Annotated in this window: 28 protein-coding genes; 25 read left to right on the top strand and 3 right to left on the bottom strand. The window is 66.9% G+C overall.

The genetic code is table 11. The annotated features are described in order from the left end of the window. Positions 1–3 precede the first annotated feature (3 nt). Positions 4–951 carry a GntR family transcriptional regulator gene (locus tag AC57B8_RS03035; RefSeq protein WP_487849427.1) on the bottom strand — a complete coding sequence of 316 codons (948 nt, stop codon included), beginning with the start codon at positions 949–951 and terminating at the stop codon, positions 4–6. 164 nt (positions 952–1,115) lie between these two features. Here AC57B8_RS03035 and aptA point away from each other — a divergent pair, with 164 nt between their 5' ends. From aptA to AC57B8_RS02985, 10 genes are all read left to right on the top strand, one after another. Further along, entirely contained in the window at positions 1,116–2,474 is a 1,359-nt protein-coding gene (gene aptA / locus AC57B8_RS03030) for an omega-aminotransferase AptA (protein ID WP_307585019.1), read from the top strand. Between the two features lie 47 nt (positions 2,475–2,521). Continuing rightward, positions 2,522–3,619: a C45 family autoproteolytic acyltransferase/hydrolase gene (locus AC57B8_RS03025; RefSeq protein WP_447774672.1), complete on the top strand. Its 1,098-nt coding sequence runs from the start codon at positions 2,522–2,524 to the stop codon at positions 3,617–3,619. Positions 3,620–3,657: 38 nt separating this feature from the next. After that, complete coding sequence (locus AC57B8_RS03020; RefSeq protein WP_496478617.1) at positions 3,658–5,256, top strand: ABC transporter substrate-binding protein; 1,599 nt, start codon at positions 3,658–3,660, stop codon at positions 5,254–5,256. Between the two features lie 15 nt (positions 5,257–5,271). Continuing rightward, entirely contained in the window at positions 5,272–6,216 is a 945-nt protein-coding gene (locus AC57B8_RS03015) for an ABC transporter permease (RefSeq protein WP_070061073.1), read from the top strand. Next, complete coding sequence (locus tag AC57B8_RS03010; RefSeq protein WP_496478616.1) at positions 6,213–7,028, top strand: ABC transporter permease; 816 nt, start codon at positions 6,213–6,215, stop codon at positions 7,026–7,028. The genes AC57B8_RS03015 and AC57B8_RS03010 overlap by 4 nt, the downstream gene beginning before the upstream one ends. Then, the gene (locus AC57B8_RS03005; RefSeq protein ID WP_496478615.1) at positions 7,025–8,686 is read left to right on the top strand and encodes an ABC transporter ATP-binding protein; all 1,662 of its coding nucleotides are present in this window, start codon (positions 7,025–7,027) and stop codon (positions 8,684–8,686) included. Before AC57B8_RS03010 ends, AC57B8_RS03005 begins: the two co-directional genes overlap by 4 nt. Then, the gene (locus AC57B8_RS03000; protein ID WP_496478614.1) at positions 8,683–9,672 is read left to right on the top strand and encodes an alpha/beta hydrolase fold domain-containing protein; all 990 of its coding nucleotides are present in this window, start codon (positions 8,683–8,685) and stop codon (positions 9,670–9,672) included. The genes AC57B8_RS03005 and AC57B8_RS03000 overlap by 4 nt, the downstream gene beginning before the upstream one ends. A 10-nt stretch (positions 9,673–9,682) precedes the next feature. Next, the gene (locus tag AC57B8_RS02995) at positions 9,683–10,321 is read left to right on the top strand and encodes an FMN-binding negative transcriptional regulator (RefSeq protein ID WP_496478613.1); all 639 of its coding nucleotides are present in this window, start codon (positions 9,683–9,685) and stop codon (positions 10,319–10,321) included. A 23-nt stretch (positions 10,322–10,344) separates the two neighbouring features. After that, positions 10,345–12,069, top strand: a complete 1,725-nt coding sequence (locus tag AC57B8_RS02990; protein WP_496478612.1) for a hypothetical protein — start codon at positions 10,345–10,347, stop codon at positions 12,067–12,069. 441 nt (positions 12,070–12,510) lie between these two features. Continuing rightward, the gene (locus tag AC57B8_RS02985) at positions 12,511–13,746 is read left to right on the top strand and encodes an NHL repeat-containing protein (protein WP_496478611.1); all 1,236 of its coding nucleotides are present in this window, start codon (positions 12,511–12,513) and stop codon (positions 13,744–13,746) included. Positions 13,747–13,847: 101 nt separating this feature from the next. Here AC57B8_RS02985 and ilvB read toward each other — a convergent pair whose 3' ends face one another. Beyond that, positions 13,848–15,635, bottom strand: a complete 1,788-nt coding sequence (gene ilvB, locus AC57B8_RS02980; protein ID WP_495303696.1) for a biosynthetic-type acetolactate synthase large subunit — start codon at positions 15,633–15,635, stop codon at positions 13,848–13,850. A gap of 65 nt (positions 15,636–15,700) precedes the next feature. On the opposite strand from ilvB, the gene AC57B8_RS02975 reads away from it, so the two are divergent. The 7 genes from AC57B8_RS02975 to AC57B8_RS02945 all read left to right on the top strand — a co-directional run bounded on the left by AC57B8_RS02975 (position 15,701) and on the right by AC57B8_RS02945 (position 18,935). Further along, positions 15,701–16,195 carry an Lrp/AsnC family transcriptional regulator gene (locus AC57B8_RS02975; protein WP_496478610.1) on the top strand — a complete coding sequence of 165 codons (495 nt, stop codon included), beginning with the start codon at positions 15,701–15,703 and terminating at the stop codon, positions 16,193–16,195. 83 nt (positions 16,196–16,278) lie between these two features. Next, positions 16,279–16,719 carry a P-loop nucleotide/nucleoside kinase family protein gene (locus AC57B8_RS02970; protein WP_496478609.1) on the top strand — a complete coding sequence of 147 codons (441 nt, stop codon included), beginning with the start codon at positions 16,279–16,281 and terminating at the stop codon, positions 16,717–16,719. A 91-nt stretch (positions 16,720–16,810) separates the two neighbouring features. Next, positions 16,811–17,134 carry a hypothetical protein gene (locus AC57B8_RS02965; protein WP_496478608.1) on the top strand — a complete coding sequence of 108 codons (324 nt, stop codon included), beginning with the start codon at positions 16,811–16,813 and terminating at the stop codon, positions 17,132–17,134. Between the two features lie 20 nt (positions 17,135–17,154). Then, positions 17,155–17,604, top strand: coding sequence for a GNAT family N-acetyltransferase (locus AC57B8_RS02960; protein WP_496478607.1), 450 nt, complete (start codon positions 17,155–17,157; stop codon positions 17,602–17,604). Positions 17,605–17,670: 66 nt separating this feature from the next. Beyond that, complete coding sequence (locus AC57B8_RS02955; protein WP_496478741.1) at positions 17,671–18,180, top strand: GNAT family N-acetyltransferase; 510 nt, start codon at positions 17,671–17,673, stop codon at positions 18,178–18,180. 66 nt (positions 18,181–18,246) lie between these two features. Beyond that, positions 18,247–18,495, top strand: a complete 249-nt coding sequence (locus tag AC57B8_RS02950) for a DUF1272 domain-containing protein (protein WP_496478606.1) — start codon at positions 18,247–18,249, stop codon at positions 18,493–18,495. A 131-nt stretch (positions 18,496–18,626) separates the two neighbouring features. Continuing rightward, positions 18,627–18,935 carry a hypothetical protein gene (locus tag AC57B8_RS02945; RefSeq protein ID WP_496478605.1) on the top strand — a complete coding sequence of 103 codons (309 nt, stop codon included), beginning with the start codon at positions 18,627–18,629 and terminating at the stop codon, positions 18,933–18,935. A gap of 112 nt (positions 18,936–19,047) precedes the next feature. Here AC57B8_RS02945 and AC57B8_RS02940 read toward each other — a convergent pair whose 3' ends face one another. Then, a complete protein-coding gene (locus AC57B8_RS02940; protein ID WP_493192026.1) occupies positions 19,048–19,185 on the bottom strand; it encodes a hypothetical protein in 138 nt (45 codons plus the stop codon). 27 nt (positions 19,186–19,212) lie between these two features. On the opposite strand from AC57B8_RS02940, the gene AC57B8_RS02935 reads away from it, so the two are divergent. From AC57B8_RS02935 to AC57B8_RS02900, 8 genes are all read left to right on the top strand, one after another. Then, positions 19,213–19,527: a DUF3050 domain-containing protein gene (locus AC57B8_RS02935; RefSeq protein WP_143599017.1), complete on the top strand. Its 315-nt coding sequence runs from the start codon at positions 19,213–19,215 to the stop codon at positions 19,525–19,527. A gap of 122 nt (positions 19,528–19,649) precedes the next feature. Beyond that, entirely contained in the window at positions 19,650–20,402 is a 753-nt protein-coding gene (locus AC57B8_RS02930) for a class I SAM-dependent methyltransferase (protein WP_496478604.1), read from the top strand. Between the two features lie 47 nt (positions 20,403–20,449). Continuing rightward, positions 20,450–20,932: a hypothetical protein gene (locus AC57B8_RS02925; RefSeq protein ID WP_496478603.1), complete on the top strand. Its 483-nt coding sequence runs from the start codon at positions 20,450–20,452 to the stop codon at positions 20,930–20,932. Between the two features lie 123 nt (positions 20,933–21,055). After that, positions 21,056–21,472: a VOC family protein gene (locus AC57B8_RS02920; protein WP_159276378.1), complete on the top strand. Its 417-nt coding sequence runs from the start codon at positions 21,056–21,058 to the stop codon at positions 21,470–21,472. Positions 21,473–21,527: 55 nt separating this feature from the next. Beyond that, a complete protein-coding gene (locus AC57B8_RS02915; protein ID WP_070061083.1) occupies positions 21,528–21,737 on the top strand; it encodes a DUF4287 domain-containing protein in 210 nt (69 codons plus the stop codon). 101 nt (positions 21,738–21,838) lie between these two features. Continuing rightward, positions 21,839–22,378 (top strand): DUF6886 family protein, encoded by a 540-nt coding sequence (locus AC57B8_RS02910; protein ID WP_496478602.1) that lies wholly within the window; start codon positions 21,839–21,841, stop codon positions 22,376–22,378. An 84-nt stretch (positions 22,379–22,462) separates the two neighbouring features. After that, complete coding sequence (locus tag AC57B8_RS02905) at positions 22,463–22,834, top strand: VOC family protein (protein WP_496478601.1); 372 nt, start codon at positions 22,463–22,465, stop codon at positions 22,832–22,834. 73 nt (positions 22,835–22,907) lie between these two features. Beyond that, on the top strand, positions 22,908–23,432 hold the full coding sequence (locus tag AC57B8_RS02900; protein ID WP_139703058.1) for a sigma-70 family RNA polymerase sigma factor: 525 nt from the start codon (positions 22,908–22,910) through the stop codon (positions 23,430–23,432). Position 23,433 lies beyond the last annotated feature (1 nt).

Below are 23,433 nucleotides of genomic sequence, written 5' to 3'. Positions count from 1 at the left end.
GGCTCATTCGCCGAGCGCATCCAGGTCGCCCATCACGCGGCGCTCCAGGATGTCGCTGGCACGGCTCAGGTGGGCGTGCATGTGTTTGGCGGCGACTTCGAGCTTGTTCTCCTCGACCGCGTCGAGGATCTGCAGGTGCTCGCGGCACGACTTGCGCAGCAGGTCGATGTTCACCAGTGGGTAGTCCGACAGATCGGAGATGCGGCGCAGCCGGTTCTGCTGCTTCACGGCATCGAGGATGAAGCGGTTGCCCGAGGCGCTGGCCAGCAGCTCGTGGAACTGCGCGTTGGCCTCGAAGAACTCCATCCACGAATGGCGCGAGGCGTGCGTCAGCAAGGTCTGCTGCTGTTCGCGGCAGGCGAGCAGCCGCTCGTGCTCGACCTTGAAGCCCGGCTCGCGCAGCGCCGCGCATTCCACCACCAGGCGGAAGCGGTAGCTCTCGCGCTCGCTCTCGACCGAGTCGAGGGTTTCGGTGAACTCCCAGCGCTGGTAGTGGCGGCCGCGCAGCACGCCGTCCTGCAGCAGCGTGGTCATCACGTTGCGCAGCAGCGGGCGCGGCACGCCGTAGGTCTGGGCCAGCTCGAGTTCGTTGACGCGCGTCGGCAACTTGCCCGCGAGGCGGTCGCGCAGCACGCGGTAATAGAGCGTCTTCTCCTCGTCTTCCGGCATCTCGCGGCGTGCGCGGTCGAGCGCCTCGCGGTCGGCCACCAGCGTGTAGCCGCGGTTGGGCACGTGCGCCAGCAGCGCACGCTCGTGCAGCAGGCGCAGCGCGGCGCGCACCGGCGTGCGCGAAATGCCGAGCCGGCCCGCGAGGTCGGTCTCGGTCATGTGGCGGCCGTTCTCGTAGCCGCCGGCCAAGGCCTGGTCGAGGATGTAGCGGCTCACGCGCTGGGTGAGCGGCGGGACCGACTTGTTGTCCATCTGCGTCTGCATCTGCTGCTGCGGGGCCATCCATGGGTCTCCGGAAACACGGGCTGGGTGCCGATCATCGCGGGTTCTTTGTATTTTTGGCCCTAAAAAACCATGTACATCTCACGCCAAAAATACAATTTGGATTCCAAGATCGGCCCCACGCCGACCCGGACGACGGGTCGTTTCCCAAGGAGAAAAACACCGTGGCTTCCGCCGATACCCTGACAACGCCACCCGGTTCGCTCGACGCGTTCTGGATGCCCTTCACGCCCAACCGCAAGTTCAAGCAAGCGCCGCGCCTCATCGTCGGCAGCGAGGGCCTGCACTACGACCTGGCCGACGGCCGCCGCGTGCTCGACGCCATTGCCGGCCTGTGGTGCGTGAACGCCGGGCACCGCAACCCGCGGGTCAGCGCGGCGATGAAGGCGCAGATCGACGTGCTCGACTACGCCTCCAACTTCCAGATCGGCCACCCCGCCGCCTTCACGCTGGCGCAGCGCCTCACGCAGATGGCGCCGGCCGGCATGGACCACGTGTTCTTCACCAACTCGGGCTCCGAGTCGGTCGACACCGCGCTGAAGATCGCGGTGGCCTACCACCGGGCGCGCGGCGACGCGGGCCGCTACCGGCTCATCGGGCGCGAGCGCTCGTACCACGGCGTGGGCTTCGGCGGCATCTCGGTGGGCGGCATCGGGCGCCAGCGCAGCACCTTCGGGCCGCTGCTCAACGGCGTGGACCACCTGCCGCACACGCTCGACCTGGCGCGCAACGCCTTCTCGCGCGGCGAGCCGGCGCACGGCATCGACAAGGCCGACGCGCTCGAGGCGCTGGTCGCGCTGCACGACGCCTCGACCATTGCCGCCGTGATCGTCGAGCCCGTGGCCGGCTCCACCGGCGTGCTGCCGCCGCCGCGCGGCTACCTCAAGCGCCTGCGCGAGATCTGCGACAGGCACGGCATCCTGCTGATCTTCGACGAGGTCATCACCGGCTTCGGCCGCGTGGGCAGCAACTTCGCGTCCGACCTGTTCGGCGTGACGCCCGACCTCATCACCACCGCCAAGGGCCTGACCAACGGCGCCGTGCCGATGGGCGCCGTGCTCATGCGCGGCGCGGTGCACGACGCCTTCATGCACGGCAGCGTGAGCGCGGTCGAGCTCTCGCACGGCTACACCTACTCGGGCCATCCGCTGGCCTGCGCCGCCGCCATGGCCACGCTCGACGCCTACACCGAAGACGGCCTGATCGCCCGCGCCGCCGAGCTGTCGCCCTACTTCGAGGACGGCCTGCACAGCCTGCGCGGCCTGCCGGGCGTGATCGACGTGCGCAACGTCGGCCTGCTGGCCGGCATCGAGCTGCAGGGCTGGGCCTCGGGCCTCGGCACGCATGCGCAGGCGGTGGCGCAACATTGCCTGGACGAAAGCGGCGTGCTGGTGCGCTCGGTGGGCGACACCATTGCGCTGTCGCCGCCGTTCACGCTGGAGCGCCGGCATATCGACCAGATCATCGACAGCCTGCGCGCCGCCATCGCGCAGACCGCACAAGCCACCGACACGGCAGCCTGAGCCCTCACGCCGCACCGACAAGACAAGCCCCGGAGACAAGACACACCATGGACATCGAATCGTTCCCCCTCTACGACATCGAAGGCGACGCGCAGCAGCGCGGGCGCCAGTACGGCCGCGCCGCCGGCGACCGCATCGACCTGAGCCTGCGCACCTACCGCGCCGCCTTCGAGCGCGTGGGCCTGAGCTGGGAGCGCACGCGCGCGCTGGCACGCCGCTTCATGCCGATGGTCGAGGCCTTCGACGCCGGCATGCTGCGCGAGATCGAGGGCGTGGCCGAAGGCGCGGGCGTGCCGGCCGAAGACATCGTGGCGCTCAACGCGCGCAGCGAAATGCTCTACGCCTTCCAGCAGCTCGAAGCCACCGAACCGCCCGACGGCTGCACCGGCGTGGTCGTCATGCCCTCGGCCGCGCGCGACGGCAAGCTCATCCATGCGCAGAACTGGGACTGGCGCGTCGAGAGCCTCGAACTCGGCGTGGTGCTGCGCATCCAGCCGGACGAAGGCCCGGCCATGCTCACCTTCGCCGAGGCCGGCACGCTGGCACGCGCGGGGCTCAACAGCGCGGGCATCGCCGTCACCGGCAACTTCATCAAGGCCGACAACGACGGCAAGCAGCAAGGCGTGCCGCTGGCGCTGATCCGCCGCGGCATCCTGCAGTCGACGCTGTACGCCAACGCGCTGGGCGTGGTGTGCCGCAGCGCGCGCTCGATCTCCAACAACATGATCATCACGCACGCCGAGGGCGAGGCCGTGAGCCTGGAGACCTGCCCCGAGCAGGTGTTCTGGCAACAGCCCGAAGGCGGCATCCTGGTGCACGCCAACCACTTCAAGACCCCGGCGGCGCTGGCGCGCGTGGTCGACCGCAGCCTGGAGACCACGCCCGATTCGCTCTACCGCGACCGCCGCGTGACCGAGGCGCTGCACAACAAACGCGCGGCAGGTTTGCTCACCGAGCAGGACGTGCTCGACGCCTTGCAAGACCGCTTCGGCGCGCCGCGCGCCGTGTGCCGCAGCCCGAGCGCGGGCCCCGGCGGTGCCTCGTCGGCCACCGTGGCGACCATCGTCATGGACCCGGCGGCACGAAAGATGCGCATCGCGCCGGCGCCCTTCAAGGCGCACCGCTTCACCGAGTATTCCCTCTGATCCGCCCGCCCCGCCCAGCCATCGCCAGGAGTGTTGCCATGAACCTGCCCACGCCCCCGTCCCTCCCTCCCGCTGCGCGCACCGCCGCCGCGCTGGTCCTCGGCCTCGGCCTGGCCGCCAGCGCGGCCTTCGCCCAGGCCCCGGCCGGCCAGACGATGCGGATCCAGATCAACTCCGACATCCGCTCCACCGACCCCGGCGGCAACCGCGACGACAACACCGACAACGTGCTCATCCACGTCGTCGAAGGCCTGGTCGCGCTGCGCGAAGACACCTCGGTCGGCCCGATGCTCGCGAGCAAGGTCGACACCTCGGCCGACGGCCTGACCTACACCTTCACCCTGCGCGACGGCGTGAAGTTCCAGAACGGCGCGGTGCTCACGGCCGACGACGTGGTGTGGAGCTGGCAGCGCTACCTCAAGCCCACCAGCGGCTGGCGCTGCCTGCCCGAGTTCGACGGCAAGGGCATGACCAAGGTGCTCGCGGTGGAAGCGCCCACGCCGAAGACGGTGGTGTTCAAGATCGAGCGCCCGAGCGCGCTGTTCCTCACGATGATGGCGCGCCCCGACTGCGGCGGCGCCGCCATCCTGCACCGCAGCTCGCTCGGCGCCGACGGCCAGTGGAAGGAGCCCGTGGGCACCGGCCCCTACAAGATCAAGGAGTGGAAGCGCGGCCAGTACATCGAGCTCACGCGCTTCGACGGCTACACCTCGCGCCCTGAAGCGCGCGACGGCCTCACGGGCGGCAAGAAGGCCGAGATCGAGAACCTGCGCTTCGTCGTCATTCCCGACTCGGCAGCGGCCAAGGCGGCGCTGTACAGCGGCGGCATCGACGCCTTCATCAGCCCCAGCCCCGCCGACGTGGTCGAGATGCGCGGGCGCAGCGACGTGCGCGTCGACACCACGCCGGTGATGACCATGGTGGCGCTGCTGCTGCAGACCACCGACCCGCTGCTGAAGGACGTGCGCATCCGCCGCGCGCTGGCACTGGCGCTGGACACGCCCGAGATCGCCAAGTCGGTCACCGAGGGCCTGTCGGCCGTCAACAACTCGGTCGTGCCTTCGTCCAGCCCGTTCTACAGCCCCGTGCAGGCCGGCGGCTACAAGCGCGACATCGCCGGTGCCAAGAAGCTGCTGGCCGAAGCCGGGTACCGCGGCCAGCCGATCAAGCTCGTCGCCAACAAGCGCTACGAGGCGCTGTACTCGGCCGCCGTGCTGGTGCAGGCCATGGCCTCCGAGGCCGGCATCAACATCGAACTCGAAGTGCTCGACTGGGCCACGCAGCTCGACCGCTACACCAAGGGCCAGTACCAGAGCATGGCCTTCATCTACTCGGCGCGCATCGACCCCTCGCTCAACTACGAGATGGTGTCGGGCGACAAGGCCACGCAGCCACGCAAGGTGTGGGACAACGCCGCCGCGCAGACCCGGCTCACCGAGAGCATGGTCTCGCGCGACAAGGCGCGCCGCCAGGTGCTGTTCGACGAGCTGCACAAACAGATGCTGCAGGACGTGCCGATGGTCGTGCTCTTCAACGCCAGCGACGCCACCGCCATGCGCAAGAGCGTGACCGGCTTCAAGGGCTGGGCGCCGGCCAAGCCCCGGTTCTGGAACGTCCGGCTCGACGCGCGCGGCTGACGGGGCGCCGCCGCCATGCTTGCCTACCTCTTGCGACGGATCGCCATGACGGTCCCGACGCTGCTGCTGGTGTCGATTGCCGTCTTCACGCTCATGCGGCTGATTCCGGGCGACCCGGTGCAGCTCATGCTCGGCGAAGGCGCCGACCCCGCGCAGCTCGAACTCGCCCGCCAGCAGATGGGGCTGGACCAGCCCCTGGTCACCCAGTACGTCGTGTGGCTGCGCCACGCGCTCACCGGCGACCTGGGCGTGTCGACCACCAACGGCCTGGCCGTGCTGCCGCTGATCTGGGAGCGCTTTCACGTGAGCGCCGTGATCGTGCTCACGGCCGTGGCGCTGGCCTCGCTGATCGCCGTGCCCGCCGGCCTCGTCGCCGCCTGGCGCAAGGACCGGCCGACCGACCTCGCCATCATCGGCGCGGCCACGCTGATGCTGTCGGTGCCGAGCTTCTGGCTCGGCCTGCTGCTGTTGATGTTCTTCGGCCAGTACCTGCACTGGCTGCCGGTGGTGGGCTACGTGCCCATGTCGGAAGACTTCTCGCAGGGCCTGATGTACGTCATCTTGCCGATCGTCACGCTGGTGCTGGTCGAGACCGGCGTGCTCACGCGCATGTCGCGCGCCAGCACCATCGAGGTGCTGCGGCTCGAGTACGTGACGCACGCGCGCGCCAAGGGCGTGCCCGAGTCGCAGGTGCTGCGCCGCCACGTGCTGCCCAACGCCTTCAACCCCACGCTCACCATGATCGGCCTCATCCTGGGCCATCTGCTGAGCGGCATCGCGGTGCTCGAAACAGTGTTCACCCTGCCCGGCCTGGGCCGCCTGATGATCGATTCGATCTTCGCGCGCGACTACCCGGTGCTGCAGGGCTGCCTGCTGTTCACGGCCTGCATCTACGTGGTCATCAACCTGATCGTGGACATGTGCTATCCCCTCTTCGATCCCCGGGTGTCGGTGCAGTGAAAAAGCTCAAGACCCATACCCTCGTGGGCGGCGTGCTCATCGGCGTGCTGCTGGCCCTGGCGCTGGTAGCCGCGCTCTGGACACCCTACAACCCGCTGGGCATCGACCTGCGCGGCAAGCTGCAGCCGCCCTCGGCCGCGCACTGGCTGGGCACCGACGAGTTCGGGCGCGACGTGGCCAGCCGCGCCATGCGCGCGGCCTCCACCAGCTGCCTCATCGCGCTGCTCACGGTGGCGCTGGCCACCGCCGTCGGCCTCGTGGTGGGCGTGCTCGCCGGCTTCGTGCGCGGCTGGACCGACCGCGTGCTCATGGCCTTCAACGACACGCTGCTGGCCTTTCCGGGCCTGCTGCTGGCGCTGGGCGTGATGGTGATCGTGGGCGCCAACCAGTGGGGCATCGTGCTCGCGCTGAGCATGGCCTACGCGCCCTCGGTCGTGCGCGTGGTGCGCGGCACCGTTCTGTCGCTGCGCGAGCGCGAGTACGTCGAGGCCTCGCGCATGATCGGCAACGGCGAGATCTACACCATGTGGCGCCACATCCTGCCCAACTGCGTGGCGCCCGTCGCCGTGCTGGCCACCAGCATGTTCGGCTGGGTGCTGCTGTCGGAAAGCGCCCTGAGCTTCCTCGGCCTGGGCGTGCCGCCGCCCGCACCCACCTGGGGCAACATGCTCTCCAGCGCACGCCCCTACATGGCCTCGGCCGTGTGGCTGTGCCTGGTGCCGGGCCTGTGCATCGCGCTCACGCTGCTGGGCATCAACCTCCTGGGCGAATCGCTGCGCGACCGGCTCGACCCGCGCACGGAGAAGTCATGACCCATCCCTCTACTTCCGCAGCGCCCGTGCTTTCCGTGCGGCACCTGAAGATCGACCTGCACGGCGGCGCCCAGACGCTGGTGCACGACCTCTCGTTCGACGTGCGCCCCGGCGAGTTCCTTGCCGTGGTGGGCGAATCGGGCAGCGGCAAGACCATGGCCGCGCGCGCCATCCTGCAGCTGCTGCCGCCCGGCATCGCGCAAAGCGGCGGGCAGATCGTGTTCGACGGCGAAGACCTGAGCACACGCGACGTGAAGGCCATGCGCCCCATCCGCGGGCCCGGCATCGGCATGGTGTTCCAGGAGCCGATGGTCTCGCTCAACCCGGTGCACCGCATCGGTGAGCAGATGGCCGAGGGCCTGCGCATGCACACGAAGCTGTCGGCCACCGAGATTCGCGCGCGCTGCCTCGACATGCTGCGGCGCGTGCAGATCGCCGACCCCGAGCGCTGCCTGCACGCCTACCCGCACGAGTTCTCGGGCGGCATGCGCCAGCGCATCATGCTGGCCAGCGTGATGCTGCTCAAGCCCCGCCTGCTGATCGCCGACGAGCCGACCACCGCGCTCGACACGCTGAGCCAGCGCGAAGTGCTCGACCTCATGGTCGGCCTCGCGAAAGACCAGGGCACGGCCGTGCTGCTCATCACGCACAACCTCGGGCTGGTCGGGCGCTATGCGCAGCGCGCCATCGTGCTGGAGAAAGGCAAACTGGTGGAGACGGGCGACGTGCCCGCCATCCTCGTCGACCCGAAGCAGCCCTACACCCGCAAGCTGGTCGACGCCCTGCCGCGCCGCCAGGCCGCGAAGCCGGCCCCGGTCGCGGCGCAGCAGCCACTGGTGCAGGTGCGCGGCCTGTGCGTGAGCTACCCCGGCCCGCGCGCCGGCTTCTTCAAGCGTCATGCGCCGGTGCAGGTCATCGACAAGCTCGACCTGGACATCCACCCCGGCGAGATGGTCGCGCTGGTGGGTGGCAGCGGCTCGGGCAAGACCACGCTGGGCCGCGCCATCCTGCGGCTCGCGCCGTCGCACGCGGGGCAGATCCTGTTTCGCGGCGACGACGTGCGCAGCGCCGACCGCGCCGCGCTGCACCGCTTCCGGCTCGCCTGCCAGCTGGTGTTCCAGGACCCGTTCTCGTCGCTCGACCCGCGCATGCGCGTGCAGGAAATCGTGGCCGAGCCGCTGCGCCATCTGCCCGCGCTCGATGCCGCCGCGCGCGGAAAGCGCGTGCACGAGACGCTCGACGAAGTCGGCCTGGACGGCCTGGGCGCGCGCTACCCGCACGAGCTCTCGGGCGGCCAGCGCCAGCGCGTGGCGATCGCGCGTGCGCTGGTGCGCCGGCCCGCCTTCGTGGTGGCCGACGAGCCCGTGTCCGCGCTCGACATGACCATCCAGGCGCAGGTGCTGCGCCTGTTCCAGAGCCTGCAGGCCCACCACGGCTTTGCCTGCTTGTTCATCAGCCACGACCTCGCAGCCGTCGAACAGATCGCCGACCGCGTCGTCGTGATGGAGCGCGGCCGCATCGTCGAGCAAGGCCCGCGCGACGCCGTGTTCGACCAGCCGAGCCATGCCTACACGCAGGCGCTGCTGGCAGCCACGCCCCGGCCGCTCGCGTCGCTGGCCGACCCCGTCCTTCGCTCTCCCGAGAAAGTGTTCGCGTGACCGCCGCTCCCTTGCCCGCCACCTGGCTGAACCCCACCGCCCCGCCCCCGCTCGATCCGCAGATCGTCGAGTTCATGCGCCTCATGGCGGCCGAGGGCGGCCGCTACCCGAAGCGCCACACCATCCCGATCGCCGAAGGCCGCGCCAACGCCGAGAAGGTGCGCGCGCCGTGGACCGAAGGCGGCCCGACGATGGCACGCACGGTCGAACAGCAAGTGCCCACGCGCCACGGCAACGTGCGCATCCGCGTGCACTACCCGAAGAACCGATCGCTGCAAGGCGCGCTGGTCTACATCCACGGCGGCGGCTTCGTGCTGTTCAGCCTCGACACCCACGACCGCGTGATGCGCGAGTACGCGGGCCGCGCGGGCATCGCCGTCATCGGCATCGACTACACGCGGGCGCCCGAGGCGCAGTTTCCGCAGCCGCACGACGAGTGCGTCGACGTGATGCGCTGGCTCGCGGCGAACGCGGGCGCGCTCGACATCGACCCCGCGCAGCTCTTCATCGGCGGCGACTCGGCGGGCGCGAACCTGTCGGTGGGTGCCTGCCTCGTGCTGCGCGACGCGGGCGAGGCCCTGCCCCTGGGCATGCTGCTGAACTACGGCGCCTACAGCACCGAGCTGTACCGCGAGTCGGTGGTGCGCTACGGCGCAGGCGAGTACGGCCTGTCGCTGCACATGATGGTGTGGTTCTATGGCCTGTACCTGCGCCGGCCCGAAGACTTTCGCGACCCGCGCCTGGCCAGCCTCACGGCGCGGCTCGAGGGCCTGCCGCCCGCGTGCCTGGCGATCACCGAGTGCGACCCGCTGCACGACGACAGCGTGCTCATGGCCGCGCGGCTGCGCGAGGCCGGCGTGGCCGTGACCGACGTGCTCTACCCGGGCACGATCCACGGCTTTCTCGAAGCCGTGTCCATCGCCGACGTGGCCGGCCGCGCCTTCGACGATGCCGCCCGCTGGATGCACACGCTGGCCGCGCGCTGAAGCCCTCGCCATGTACACGCCCAAGCCGTACATCGAAGACGACCTCGCGACGCTGCACGCCGGCATCCGCGCCTGGAGCTTCGGCACGCTCATCACCGTGGGGCCGGCGGGCGCCAGCGCCACGCATCTTCCTTTCTTGCTCGATGCGCAGGACGACGGCCCCGGCCTGCTCACCACGCACCTGTCGAAGAAGAACCCGCAGTTCGACGAGCTGCGCGCGGGCGCCGAAGTGCTCGCCATCTTCCAGGGGCCGCATGCCTTCGTCACCCCCAGCTGGTACGTGAAGCAGAGCACCTTCCCGACCTGGAACTACACCGCGATCCACGCTCGCGGAACGCCCCGCGTGATCGAGGACCGCACGGCCATCCATGCCGTGCTGCGCCGCACCGTCGCGCTGTACGACACGCCGCTGGGCGGCAACTGGGACTTCGACGCCATGCCCTTCGACTTCGTGGCGCCGCGCCTGGACATGATCGCGGCGGTCGAGATTCCCGTGCGCGTGCTCGAAGGCAAGTTCAAGCTCAACCAGGACCGCTCGGAAGAGGACCGCAAAGGCGTGATCGCCGCGCTGGAGCGGCTGGGCGATCCGCAGGGCGTGGCCGTGGCCGGGCTCATGCGGCAGCAGATGGCGTTGACGGTGACGGGCTGAATCGCGGCGGCACAATCGTCCGCGTGCCACGCCTACTTCACCTTCTGACCGCCGGCCTCGCGCTGGCCCTCTCGCTCGGTGCCGACGCGGCCGACCCAGCGCTGCTCGTCACCTCGCCCGTCGCGCTGCAGGCCGCCGAGAAAGCTGGCGCCGGTTTCGGCCGCTGGTTCGACGTGCCCTCTGCGGCCAGCGGCATCGCCACCAACCAGGCGCTCGCACGCTCGCCCGCCTGGCAATCGATCGCCGACCCGCTGAAGACCAGTCTCGCCGCCCTGCAGCGCCGCGACCCGCAAGCCGGCGTCGGCATTGCGCGCTACCCGCACCGTATCTTCGATGCGCGCTGGCTCGCCAGCCCCGACGCCTTCTTCGAGCTGGTCGGCGTGGCCAACCGCATGGACCGCCGCCCGTTCCAGCCCGGCGCCTGCGGCGAGACGCGGCTCGTGTACCGGCTGGCCTACCGCTCGGCCGCGATGCAGTCGCGCCTGCCGATGACCGTCGCCGTCGAGCTGCGCGGCGATGCGCCCGATGCAGACGGCAGCTGCGCCAGCGCGGCGCGGCGTTGGCAGCCACCACAGGCATCGATGAAGGACGAAGCGCTCGGCCGCTGGCTCGTGTCGGCCGACGGCCCGCTCGCGCCGCCGCGGCTCGCGCAGGCCCGCATCGCGCAGGTGACGACCAACCTGCAGAGCGTGCGCTGGCCCTCGGCCGTGCGGCCCGACCTCGGCGGCCATGCCGAGTACCTGCTGCGCGCCTTCCGCTGGAACGCGGGCGCGCAGCGCTTCGACGCAGGCCCGCTCGAGAACACGCCCGATGTCGTGAAGCTCAAGGCCGATGCCCCGCTGCGCAAGGCGCTGCTGCAGTGGCTGCAACAGCCCGACACGTTGCGCGCGCTCGACAGCGCCACCGTGCGCATCCCCGATCGCTTCCTGGCGGCCGAGTCGGTCTCCGTCGCGCCGCGCGGCCTCGAGCGCCTGGCGAACCGCCCCTTCGAACAGCTGTTCGCGCCCGGCGACTGGCAGCCCGTGCCCGGCAGCCGCACGCTGCAGTCACCGCAGGCCGTGTTGCGCCGTCTCGACGACCTGAGCTGCGCCGGCTGCCACCAGAGCCGCGCGGTCGCGGGCTTTCACCTGCTGGGCGTGGACCGGCGCGGCGCCTCGCGCACCTTCACGACCGGCAACGCGCTCGCGCTGCCGCACTCACCGCATTTGCAGGATGAACTGGCGCGGCGCGAACGCTATGTGAAGGCCGCGCTGACGACGCCAGTGCCCGACCCGTTCCGCCCGTTGGCCTCGCCGGACGATGCCAACGCCGCGCCCGACAAAGCCACCGTCGGCGCCAGCTGCGAGCCCACGCGCATCACCGCCTCGGCCGACCCGTGGCGCGACCGCGCACAGAAGCTGCCGCGCACCGCCGCCACGACCTGCGAAGGCGCGGATTCGGTCTGCGAGAAAACCTCGGTCGGCTTCCCCGGCGGCATGTGCTCGGGCCGCTGCGATCCGAAGGACCCGAACGGCACCTGCGGTGGCATCGCCATCCTCAGCGACTTCAACCAGTGCCTGGCAGCCAAGCAACCCTTCGGCGATTGCCTGAGCAAGCACACGCGACCCGGCAACCTGCGCAGCTGCTCGGCGCAACAGCCTTGCCGCGAGGACTACATCTGCGCGCAGGCCGAAGGCCAACCCGAAGGACGCGGGGCGTGCATTCCGCCCTACTTCCTGTTCCAGATGCGGGTGGACGGGCATTCGTGAAGGGGGCTCCCGTACGGCTCCCGAATGAATGACTCCCTCTCCCGCTTGCGGGAGAGCGTTGGGGTGAAGGTGAGCGGCGATGAAGGCCGCGCGATGTTGTCGGGTCCCCCCTGGCTGGCGGACCAGGGAGCCATTGCTGGCGCCAGATGAGAGGGCCGACCGCAAAAAATACCCAGTTCCAGGGATGTCATCGGACACTCTTTTTAACAATGATTGACATTTAGAAACCCCCTGCACGCCCGTCGGCAGGGGGCTTCTTTTTGTTGAGTCATACAACCATAAAGAGGAGTCAAGATGCTTTTCAGTCAAGCAAGTTCGGTCGCGCGAATCGGCGCCGTGGCCGGTGCGGTCATGTTGGTGGCATCGTGCGGCGGGGGTGGAGGTGGCGGTGCTTTTCTGCCGATGGTCGCACCGCCCCCTCCGGCGACAGTGCCGCCCGTCGTGAAGCATTCCATCGGCGGCACGGTCACCGGCCTTGAAGGCCGCCTGGTGCTGCAAAACAATGCCGGCGACGACCTCCAGCTGTCGGCCGATGGCAAGTTCACCTTTGCAACGACCCTGGTCGAGGGCTCGGACTACAAGGTCAGCATCCGTACGCAACCCCTGTGGCAGTTCTGCACCGTCACCAAGGACACCGGCAAGGCCTCGGCCGACGTGAGCGACGTGACGGTGGCCTGCTCGGCCACCGCCGCCAAGGTCGAGACGCTCGCCGGCACCGGCGTCTCGGGCACCGCCGACGGCAAGGGCAGGGCCGCATCGTTCGATCTCCCTTACGGCATCGCCCTCACCAGGAACGGTGGTCTGCTCATCGGCGACTGGTCAAACAACCTCTTGCGCAAGATTTCGCCCGAGGCCGACGTCACCACGTTTGCCGGCAACGGAAACCTGGCGTCGGTGGACGGCAACGGCCTCAACGCTTCGTTCAAGGACCTCGCCAGCTTCACCATGGACGCGACCGACACCGCCTTCGTCGCGGACGCCCAAGGCCATCGAATCCGCAAGGTCACACCGGCGGCCGATGTGACCACGGTGGCGGGCAATGGCACGAACACCACGACCGATGGCAACGGAACCGCCGCCACCTTCAACACGCCCATCTCGGTGGCCGTGGATGCTGCCGGCAATCTGTACGTTCTGGAGTATTTCGGCGGCGTCATTCGCAAGATCACCCCCACCGGCGATGTCACCACGCTGGCCGGCAGCAGCCCGCGGGGCTTTGCCGACGGCACGGGAAGCGCCGCGAAATTCGGGCTCGGCTACAACATGGCCATCGACGCGTCAGGCAACCTCTACGTCGCCGACAGCAGCAACCATCGAATTCGCAAGATCACCCCCACCGGGGTGGTCACAACCCTTGCAGGGACGGGAACGCCCGGCGCCACCGATGGACCCGGGAACTCCGCGACTTTCTCCGATCCCCGCGGCGTCGCCGTCGATGCGGACGGCAATGTCTACGTGGCCGATTTCGGGAGCAGCCTGTTGCGCAGGATCACACCGGCAGGGGTGGTCTCCACGCTCGCCGGCCAAGAGGGTGTCACGGGTGCGCAAGACGGCATCGGCGCGGCTGCCACGTTCAATCAGCCTCAGGGGCTCACGATCAACGCAGCGGGCACGCTGTATGTCGCCGACACCTTCGGCAATTTGATCCGCAAGGTCACGCCGGTTCGGGCGCCCTGAGGCATGCTGCGGCGACGTGCGCCGAGCGCGTCGCCGCGTCAGCCGCCGTCTGCGGCGGTGAGCGGCGATGGAGGCCGCGCGATGTTGTCAGGCCCCTGCCCTCACTCCCCCTCGTACCACCTGTCCTTCGCCAGCATCACCCTGTGATGCCCGCACCCCGACGGCATCATCGGAAAGCAGTTCTCCTGCGCCGCCACCTGCACGTCGAGAAAAAACGGCCCCTTGCTCTCCAGGCATTCGACCAGCGCCTCTTCCAGCTCCGCCGGGTCCGACACCCGCCGCGCCCCCCAACCAAAAGCCTTCGCCAACGCCACGAAGTCGGGCAGCGCCTCGTTCCAGCTGTGGCTCAGGCGGTTGCCGTGGTTCAGCTCCTGCCACTGGCGCACCATGCCCATGTAGCCGTTGTTGCTCAGCACCAGCTTCACCGCCGTGCCGTGCTGCATGGCAGTCGACAGTTCCTGGATGTTCATCAGCACCGAGGCGTCGCCGCTCACGCACACCGTGAGCGCGTCGGGGTGACCGATCTGCGCGCCGATGGCCGCGGGCAGCCCGTAGCCCATGGTGCCGGCGCCGCCCGAGGTGAGCCAGTGGCGCGGGCTGTCGAAGCGCAGGTACTGCGCGGCCCACATCTGGTGCTGGCCCACGTCGGTCGAGACGATCGCATCGCGGCCCGCGATGGCCCGCTGCAGCGACGACATCAGCTGCTGCGGCAGGATTTCTTCGGTTGACGGCGTGAAAGCCAGGCAGTCTTCGGCGCGCCAGCGCTCGATGCGCGCCCACCACGGCGCCAGCCGCTCGGGTGCAAACTCGTCGGGCAGCAGCCCCAGCAGCGCTTCGACGATGGCGCCGCAGTCGCCCACCATCGGCACGTCGACGTGCACCACCTTGTTGATGCTGCCGGGGTCGATGTCGATGTGGATCTTGCGGGCGTGCGGGCAGAACTCGTCGAGCTTGCCCGTCACGCGGTCGTCGAAACGCGCGCCCACGCATACCACCAGGTCGGCCTCGTGCATCGCGAGATTGGCTTCGAGCATGCCGTGCATGCCCAGCATGCCGACGAACTTCGGGTCGGACGCGGGGAACGCGCCCAGCCCCATCAGCGTGAGCGTGCACGGCGCATGCAGCCGGTGCACCAGCTGAGTGAACGCCTCGCAGGCCGCCGGCCCCGAGTTGATGAGACCGCCGCCGCCGTAGAGCACCGGCCGGCGCGCGGTCGAGATCAGGTCAGCGGCGCGCTGCAGCATCGCCCGCGGCGGCAGCGGTGCGCGGCCCGTGCGCAGCGCGCGCAGCGGGGCCGGCGCCGCGCCGTGCGTGAGGCGCATCAGCTGGATGTCCTTCGGCACGTCGAGCAGCACCGGGCCGGGGCGGCCGGTGGTGGCGATGTCGAGCGCGCGGCGCACCAGCGCGGGCACGTCGTCGGCCGCGCGAACCTGCCGGTTCCACTTGGTCACCGGGCGCGACATGCCCAGCGCATCGCTCTCCTGGAAAGCCTGCGTGCCGATCACCGCCGTCGACACCTGCCCGCTGATGCACAGCACCGGCACCGAATCGCTCATCGCGTCGAGCAGCCCCGTGATCGTGTTGCCCACGCCCGGCCCCGAGGTGACCAGCACCACGCCGACGCGGCCCGTGCTGCGCGCATAGCCCTCGGCCGCATGCACCGCCGCCTGTTCGTGGCGCACCAGCACATGGCGCAGCCGGGGTTCGCCGTGCAGCGCGTCGTACAGCGGCAGCGCCGCGCCGCCGGGGTAGCCGAAGATCGTGTCGACGCCGCATTCGACCAGCGTGTCGAGCAGCGCTTCGGCGCCGTTGCGCACGCGGGGTGGGGTCTCGGGCATGGCCGGCGAGAGGGAGGGCGAGGATGTGGGGGGAAGGTCGAGCAGTCGCATGCCCTCAATTCTTCCGCTCTTGAGGCAGAATTTGCTTCTTTCTTTTGGCTGTTTAAGCACGAAACATGAAAACTAATCGCCGAACATCGTCAGACAACGAAGGATCTTTCGACAAGACCGATCTGGCGATCCTGCGGGTGCTGCTGCTCGACTCGCGCAAGACCCTGCAGGAGATCGGCAACGAGGTCGGCCTGTCGCCCACCAGCTGCTGGACGCGCATCAAGAAGCTCGAGGCCTCGGGCGTCATCAAGCGCTACACCGTCGACGTCGACCCGGCCAAGCTGGGGTACCACGACTCGGTCATCGTGCAGGTCACCCTCGAGAGCCACACCGACGAAACCCTGTACGACTTCGGCCGCACCCTCGCCACCATTCCCGAGATCCAGGAGGCCTACCTGGTGTCGGGCGACTACGACTACTACATCCGCATCGCCGTGCGCGACACGCGCGACTACGAGCGACTGCTGCGCGAGAAGCTCTACAAGATTCCCGGCATTCGCCACAGCAAGTCGCACTTCGTGCTGCGGGTGCTCAAGGAAGCGACGGTGCCGCTGATCTGACGGGTCGACGGGCCCGCATGAACGAATGGTGGGTACGATCGCCGACGAACGGCCCTTCGCAGACGCCATCCCCTTCCCCTTCCATGAGATCGACTTCGGAACCCCGAACCCTGATCGTCCTGAGCGGACTGCCCGGCACAGGCAAGACCACCATCGCGCGCGAACTCGTGACGCGCGTCCCTTCGGTGTACCTGCGCATCGACGCCATCGAGCATGCGCTGAAGACCGCGAACGGACGCGCTGACGACGTGGGCCCGGCGGGCTATGTCGTCGCGTACGCGCTCGCTCGGTCCAACCTTGCGCTCGGCATGTCCGTGATTGCTGATTGCGTCAATCCGCTGTCAGTCACGCGTGAGGCGTGGCGGGCCGTGGCGGCCGAGACGTCGTCGCATCTGGTGGAGGTGGAGGTCGTGTGCTCTGACGTCGTTGAGCATCGCAGGCGCGTGGAGAACCGGGAAGCCGACATGGCGGGCTTTGCGTTGCCGAGCTGGGAGGCTGTGCTTCGGAATGATTACGAGGCCTGAGGCACGAGCCGCCTGGTCATCGACTCGGCGCTGGTGAGTACTAGCGAGGCGGCGGACCTGATCTGGCGGCGCGTGCGTGAGCGGTAAATCGATGCGCTCCCGTTTCATCGACGCCTTCCTGGGCGCCATCGTGCTCGGGCCCTGGGCCGCGATGTTTGCCTATCTGGGCCTTGCACCGTTGGCCGCGTACTGGCTCGACGGCACCAAGCATCGCACGGGCGCCAGCCGCGGCTCTTCCTATTGGTGGAGCTTCCCGGACGCCGTGGCCGCGCAGTACCCGATGCTCACCTGGCTGCTGGAACTCAAGAGCCATGTCGTTGTGTGGAGCTGCCTGGCTGGGATGGTGATTGGGCCGGTGGTTGCGTGGATCATGAGCAGCCGCCTGGATCGCATGCGTCGCAACACCCGGTGGTGAACCAGAATGAACGACCGCCCATGACCCCCACCTTGCGCACCGCCCTCGACTCGGATTTCGAATTTGCGTTCGATGCCAAGCGACAGGCGCTCGGCCCCTACGTGGCAGCGCGATGGGGATGGGATGACGACTTCCAGCGGAGCCTGCACCAAAGCCGATGGCAGGAGCGCCCGTGGTCGGTCATCCTCAAGGGCGGCACACCGGTCGGCACGATCGCCACATGGGAGGTCGACGGTCATCGCCGCATCGGTGAGTTCTACGTCTTGCCGGCCTTCCAGCGCGCCGGCATCGGTTCAGCGGTGCTTCGCCAACTGCTGGCCCAAGCGGATCAAGACAACCAGGCGGTGCGGCTGGAGCATCTGAAGTGGAACCCGGTCGGCGCGCTGTACGGGCGCCACGGGTTCGTCCACGAGAGCGCCAGCGACACGCATTGCTTTCTGGTTCGCCATCCGATTTCCCTGCATCGATGAAGCGGATCGATAGGCGGCATTCGGCCCACACATGACCCCTAACCCGAAGGTAATGACTTGATCTCGGTGCAACCAGCCAAACCCGACGAATGGAAGACCTATCGAGACCTGCGCCTGCGGGCGTTGCTCGACTCGCCGGACGCCTTCGGAAGCACGTACGAGGCGGAGGCCACGAGAAGCGATGCGATGTGGTCCGCTCGAATTGCCACGGCTACGTCGTCCGGGAAGGATCGTGTCCTTTTCGCGTTCAATCGCGACGACGCATGCGGTCTGATCTGGTGCAAGTTGTCCAGTGATGAACCGGCTGTCGCCCATCTTTTCCAGATGTGGGTTGATCCCGCATCACGAGGGATGGGAGCCGGTCGAGCTTTGCTCAAGGAGGCGATTTCTTGGGCCGAGAGCGTTGGAGTGAAGCGCGTTTTTTTGGGCGTCACTGCCGGAGATACGCCGGCGATGCGCCTGTACGCAGCTCACAGCTTCCGCCCCGACGGCGCGCTGGAGCCACTGCGGGAACACTCGAATCTGATGGTGCAGTCGATGAGCCTTGCACTCGGCCCTGTTGGATCGACGGACTGACTTCCACCATCGACCACCTTGCCCTCGTTTAAGCTCAACCGACAAAACTCTCTCTGAGGTTTCGCCATGCTCCAAATGCGCCCCGGGTGTGAATGCTGCAACCGAGACTTGCCGCCGGATTCAGTCGATGCCCGCATCTGTTCTTTCGAGTGCACGTTCTGCAGCGAGTGCGCAAGCGGACGCCTTGCAGGAACATGCCCGAACTGCGGCGGCGAATTGCTTCCGCGCCCGTCGCGGCCAGCGGCCAAGCTTGAGAAGTTTCCGGGTTCGACGACGCGGGTTTTCAAGCCTGAAGGTTGCGCGGCGGCGTCGTGAAGTGCCGCGCCAGATTCGTCCCATCGACGACTGCCAGTGGCCAAGAAGAGCGGACGTTGATGTCTGCGTCGCGAGGCCCTGCGAAACTGTTCGGACAAAATCCTTCCATCCAAGTTCGCTCGGGAGAAATCATGGAATGGTCGCCGATCTCGGCCAGTGAGCTTGAAGCCTTGGTAGAACTCCAACTCTCAGAGTGCACGCTGACGGAGCGGGAAACTTTCTCCCAGTACCGCATTCCATTTCGCCTCACGGCTATCGAGCGCTTCGGCAAATACGAGAGCGTTTTCATTGTTGCGATGCATCGCTCCGTCGCCATGTACTTCGAGGATGTAGAAGAAGGATTCAATCTTTCTCCCCTGCGCTCTGATGGTTCGATTGCGCAGCCTGGGTGGCAGCAGTGGAGTCTTCAAGAAGCACTCAATAATCTTGTCCTTCCGTAGCCTGAATAGGGCGGGATGCGGCCACGACCAACCATTCACCGCGTTGGCCAAAAATGCGACGAAAGAAAGATGTATGCCGGCACGATGAGTGCGACTTCAAACAGCCGCTGCCTCAAGCATCTTCAAAAAATCCCGAGTGCAGTTCTCCACGACGAAGCAGGCAAGTATCCGTATCGACCTGCTCCTCGGCGGCGAGGCTCGGCCACTGCCGGGCATTCCCCTGTTCTTCAAAGTCAGGTGGCGTCAGCATGACCACAGGAAAGAAGGAGTGAGATAAATGTCCAATGCAGAGCTTTTCGACCGCGACGAAACCAGCTACGAACGTTGGTTGCACGTCAATCCTGAAGGGTTTGTCGCCAACACTCTTCGAAGGCCAGCCGCACGCTACTTCGTACTCCACCGCGCGACCTGTCATTCCATTTCCACGCACAAGCCGCACACCGACGCAGCAGCGTTTACCGGCGGTAGATACATCAAGATATGTGCACATTCTCCGGAAGATTTGCTCGTGTGGGCGCGCTCCAACGGTATCGAAGAATTCTCCAGCTATTGCACTGCCTGTAAATCGATCGGATCGCAGCCTCGAAACTGATACACAGCTTGCCACCTTGACACTGACCTATTGCCGCTAGGGCGGACACCAGTCAGGACCAGCCCTTCGCTCGGCCGACCATTTCTAAACTGGCGATGCCCCTCACAGCCTGACGTCAAACCATGGACTTCTACGACGACCTCGCCCCGCTGTATCACCTGATCTTCCCCGACTGGAGCCACAGCATCCGGCGGCAGGGCGAGCAGCTCGACAGCGTCATCCAATCAGAATGGCCCGGGCATCGCACGGTGCTCGACGTCTCCTGCGGCATCGGCACCCAGACTCTCGCGCTTGCCGGGCGGGACTACTCCGTCGTCGGGTCTGACCTGTCGGCCAGAGAAATCGAACGTGCACGGCGCGAAGCGGACCTTCGCAGTTTGGCTATCGACTTCAGGGTCGGAGACATGCGCACGGCCCACGAGGACCACGGTACTGGATATGACCTCGTCATTTCGTGCGACAACTCGGTTCCTCACTTGCTGACCGACGAAGACCTGCTGCTTGCGTTGCGCCAGTTCATCGCGTGCTTGCGCCCCGGCGGCGGATGCGTCATCACGGTCAGGGACTACGACAAAGAGGAGCGCGGGACGAACCTGGTCAAGCACTATGGCGCGCGGGTTGAGGACGGCAAGCGGTACGTGCTGTTCCAGGTCTGGGATTTCGACGGCGACCACTACGACCTTTCCTTGTTCGTCGTCGAAAACGAACTGGCCACCGGGCTGGTGAAGACCCATGTCATGCGCTCCAGGTACTACGCAATCTCAGTCGAACGTCTTTGCGAGCTGATGAGAGAGGCTGGCTTCGAGGACGTGAAGCGACTCGACGCCGCGTTCTATCAGCCCGTCTTGGTCGGAACCAAGCCTGTGACTGGGTAGCTTGCTTCCGCGGGCAGAATGCGGGCACTAGCAGACACCAGCCAACCATGAAGCTGCCCCGTATCTCCTGGAGATTTTTCGCACTTGCTGCGCTCGTAGGCGGTGCCCTTTTCAACGAAAAGGTTCTTTCAAGAAATCCAGATCTGGAGAGAAGGCTCGTTGGCTGTTGGGTCGGAACTTCAGGCAGTGACTCAGCTTTTCCCGGGTCGGTCGTGTTCAAGTTCGAGGCGGATGGGACATTCAAGGGGCGTGGTGTAGAGAGCCTGATCACCAACAGGAAGCTGTCTAAGGTCGTGAAGGCATCTGGCACCTGGAAAGTCCAAAGAAACAAGTGGACACTTAGGTACACCGAGTCGAACGGGACTCTACTATTTCCTCGGCCCGGAGCGGAGTGGAACTTCAAAGTTTTCGATGTGACCGATGACGCGTTGGACGCCAGAGGCTGGGGCGCGAATGGGCGAAGTTTTGGCCTGGGTCGAATCAATCCCAACTCCAATGAATGTGTTGGCGAAGCGGGGGTGTCAGCCTAGGCTAGCTCGCACTGCCTGAGCTTCTGCTTCAGGCCCTTTGCGCCGATACCGATCGCAAGCGGGCCAGGTTCGCACATGAGCGATGCACCGCCTTACCATCCCTGATTTTTCCAATCGCGACCCATGCACCAATCACTCGGCCTCGTCTCCTTGGTGGTCCCCGACTACGACAAGGCGCTCGAATTCTTCGTCGGCACACTGGGCTTCGAACTCGTCGAAGATACGCCCGTGCCTGCGCAAGGAAAGCGATGGGTCGTGGTCAAGCCGCAGGGCGGACAAGGGGCCTGCCTTCTCCTGGCGCAAGCGTCGGCGCCAGAGCAGCAACGCGCTGTCGGCGACCAAGCTGGCGGCCGTGTGTTCCTGTTCCTGTACACGGACGACTTCTGGCGCGACTACGAAAAGTACAAGGCCGCCGGCGTCGAATTCGTTCGCCCACCGGAGGAACAGCCGCACGGGATCGTGGCGGTGTTCAAGGACCTGTGCGGAAACATGTGGGACCTGATCCAGCCCAATGCCAGCAACAGGAGCTGGCAGCTGTAAGAATGCCCTCCCACGTTTGCGTGAACCTCACTCTCCACCTGCGAAAGAACCGCCCATGACCGAGACCGCCAAGGTAAAAGGACCCGCCTCGTACTTCCCCTCCATCGAGAAGACCTACGGCCAGCCGATCGCGCATTGGATGGACATTCTTCAGGCTGCGGGTCCGCTGAAGCACATGGAGCTCGTGAGCCAGCTCAAGACGCAGCACCAGATGGGTCACGGGCATGCGAATGCCTTGGTTGCAGCGTTTCTTGCGAAGAAATAGCACGCGCCATCAGCGGCAAGAATGCATACATTCGGCTCGCGGTCATGCGAGCGGGCGGCCTTTTCGCCGCGACGACTCGAGTCGACCTTTGACGCCCCGACATGCGCCTCTTTCACTTCAGCGAAGACGGTCTGATCGATCAGTTCACTCCACGCCCTGTGCGCCAGCCAGCACTGCGCAAACCCGGTCAGGAATGGCTCAACAGCCCACTCGTGTGGGCCATCGATGCCGATCACCAGCGGCTGTATCTCTTTCCGCGAGAGTGCCCGCGCATCGTTGTCTGGGCGCACTCGGCATCGAGCCACGATGATCGAATGGCGTGGATGGGCGATCTTCCGTGCGGCGTACAGGCCGTTGCTTTCATAGAGCGCGCCTGGGTGGATCGCCATCGATCTGGCTCGATCTTCCGCTACGAGTTTCCCGTCCAATCGTTCGAGTGCATTGAAGACGCAGGCATGTTCGTCAGTCGAAACGTGGTGCGTCCGCTGGGCTGCGAAAGAATCGCGAATCTTCCCCTGGCCTTGAACGACAGCCACACCGAGTTGCGGGTTGTCGACTCGTTGCTGCCCTTGCGTGGCGTCTGGAACAGCACGCTGCATGCCAGTGGCATACGCTTGCGCAATGCGTCGGGTTGGGCCTGACCTCAATGCCCAACCGAGGGCAAGTGGTCATCTCGATCTGTTGCCCTTCGACAGTACACACCTCGTCCTCACCCGGGAGACACCATGCAGCTTCACACCGCCCGCATCTTCGTCCAGGACCTCGCCCTCGCCGCCCGCTTCTATGAAGAGATCCTCGGCCTGCCCCTGAAGGCCGACGGCCGCGACCAGGGCTTTTGCGTGTTCGACGCAGGCCCCCTGAGCCTGGTGGTCGAAAGTGTCGAAGCAGATGCCCCGCCAGAAGACCTGGCCTTGGTGGGCCGCTTCACAGGCCTGTCTTTCGACGTGGAAAACATCCAGTCGAAGTACACCGAACTCTCGTCACGCGGCGTCGCCTTCAGCGGCCTCCCCGAGCCGCAGTCATGGGGCGGCATCCTCGCCACGCTGCGCGACCCCGCCGGCAACGAACTTCAGTTGGTGCAGCAGCCCCGAACATAGCCATTGGTGCGCAGCCGTCATACAATGAGAATAATTCTTATTTGGATGGCCTGGCCACCGCACTACGTCCGCCATGGCCGCCGATCCCGCTCTGCACCCGCACATCCACACCCTCTATAGCGAGCACCACGGGTGGTTGCAGGGCTGGTTGCGCAGGAAGCTCGGCAATGCCTTCGACGCGGCAGACCTGGCGCAAGACACCTTCCTGCGCATCCTCACCGCGCCCGATCACACGCCCGAGAAGCAGTGCGACTGGCAATTGCGGGAGCCGCGCGCCTACCTGACGGTCGTTGCCAAGCGGCTGCTGGCCAACCTGTACCGGCGGCGTTCGCTGGAGCAGGCCTACCTCGAGGCCTTGAGCGCGTTGCCCGAACCGTTGGCGCCCTCGCCCGAGCAGCAGGCGATCATTCTCGAAACCCTGCAGGAGATCGACGCGATGCTCGACGGCCTGGCGCCGCCGGTGCGCCAGGCCTTCCTGATGGCGCAGCTCGAAGGACTGGGCTACGCGGAGATCGCAACGAAGCTGGGCGTGAGCGAGCGCACCGTCAAGCGCTACATGGCCGAGGCCATGGCCCGCTGCATCCTGCTGGTCGCGTGAC

The sequence above is a fragment of the Variovorax sp. BGA-UO-ETr-C22 genome (genome assembly GCF_059567965.1).
This window is presented reverse-complemented; position numbering and strand designations above follow the sequence as displayed.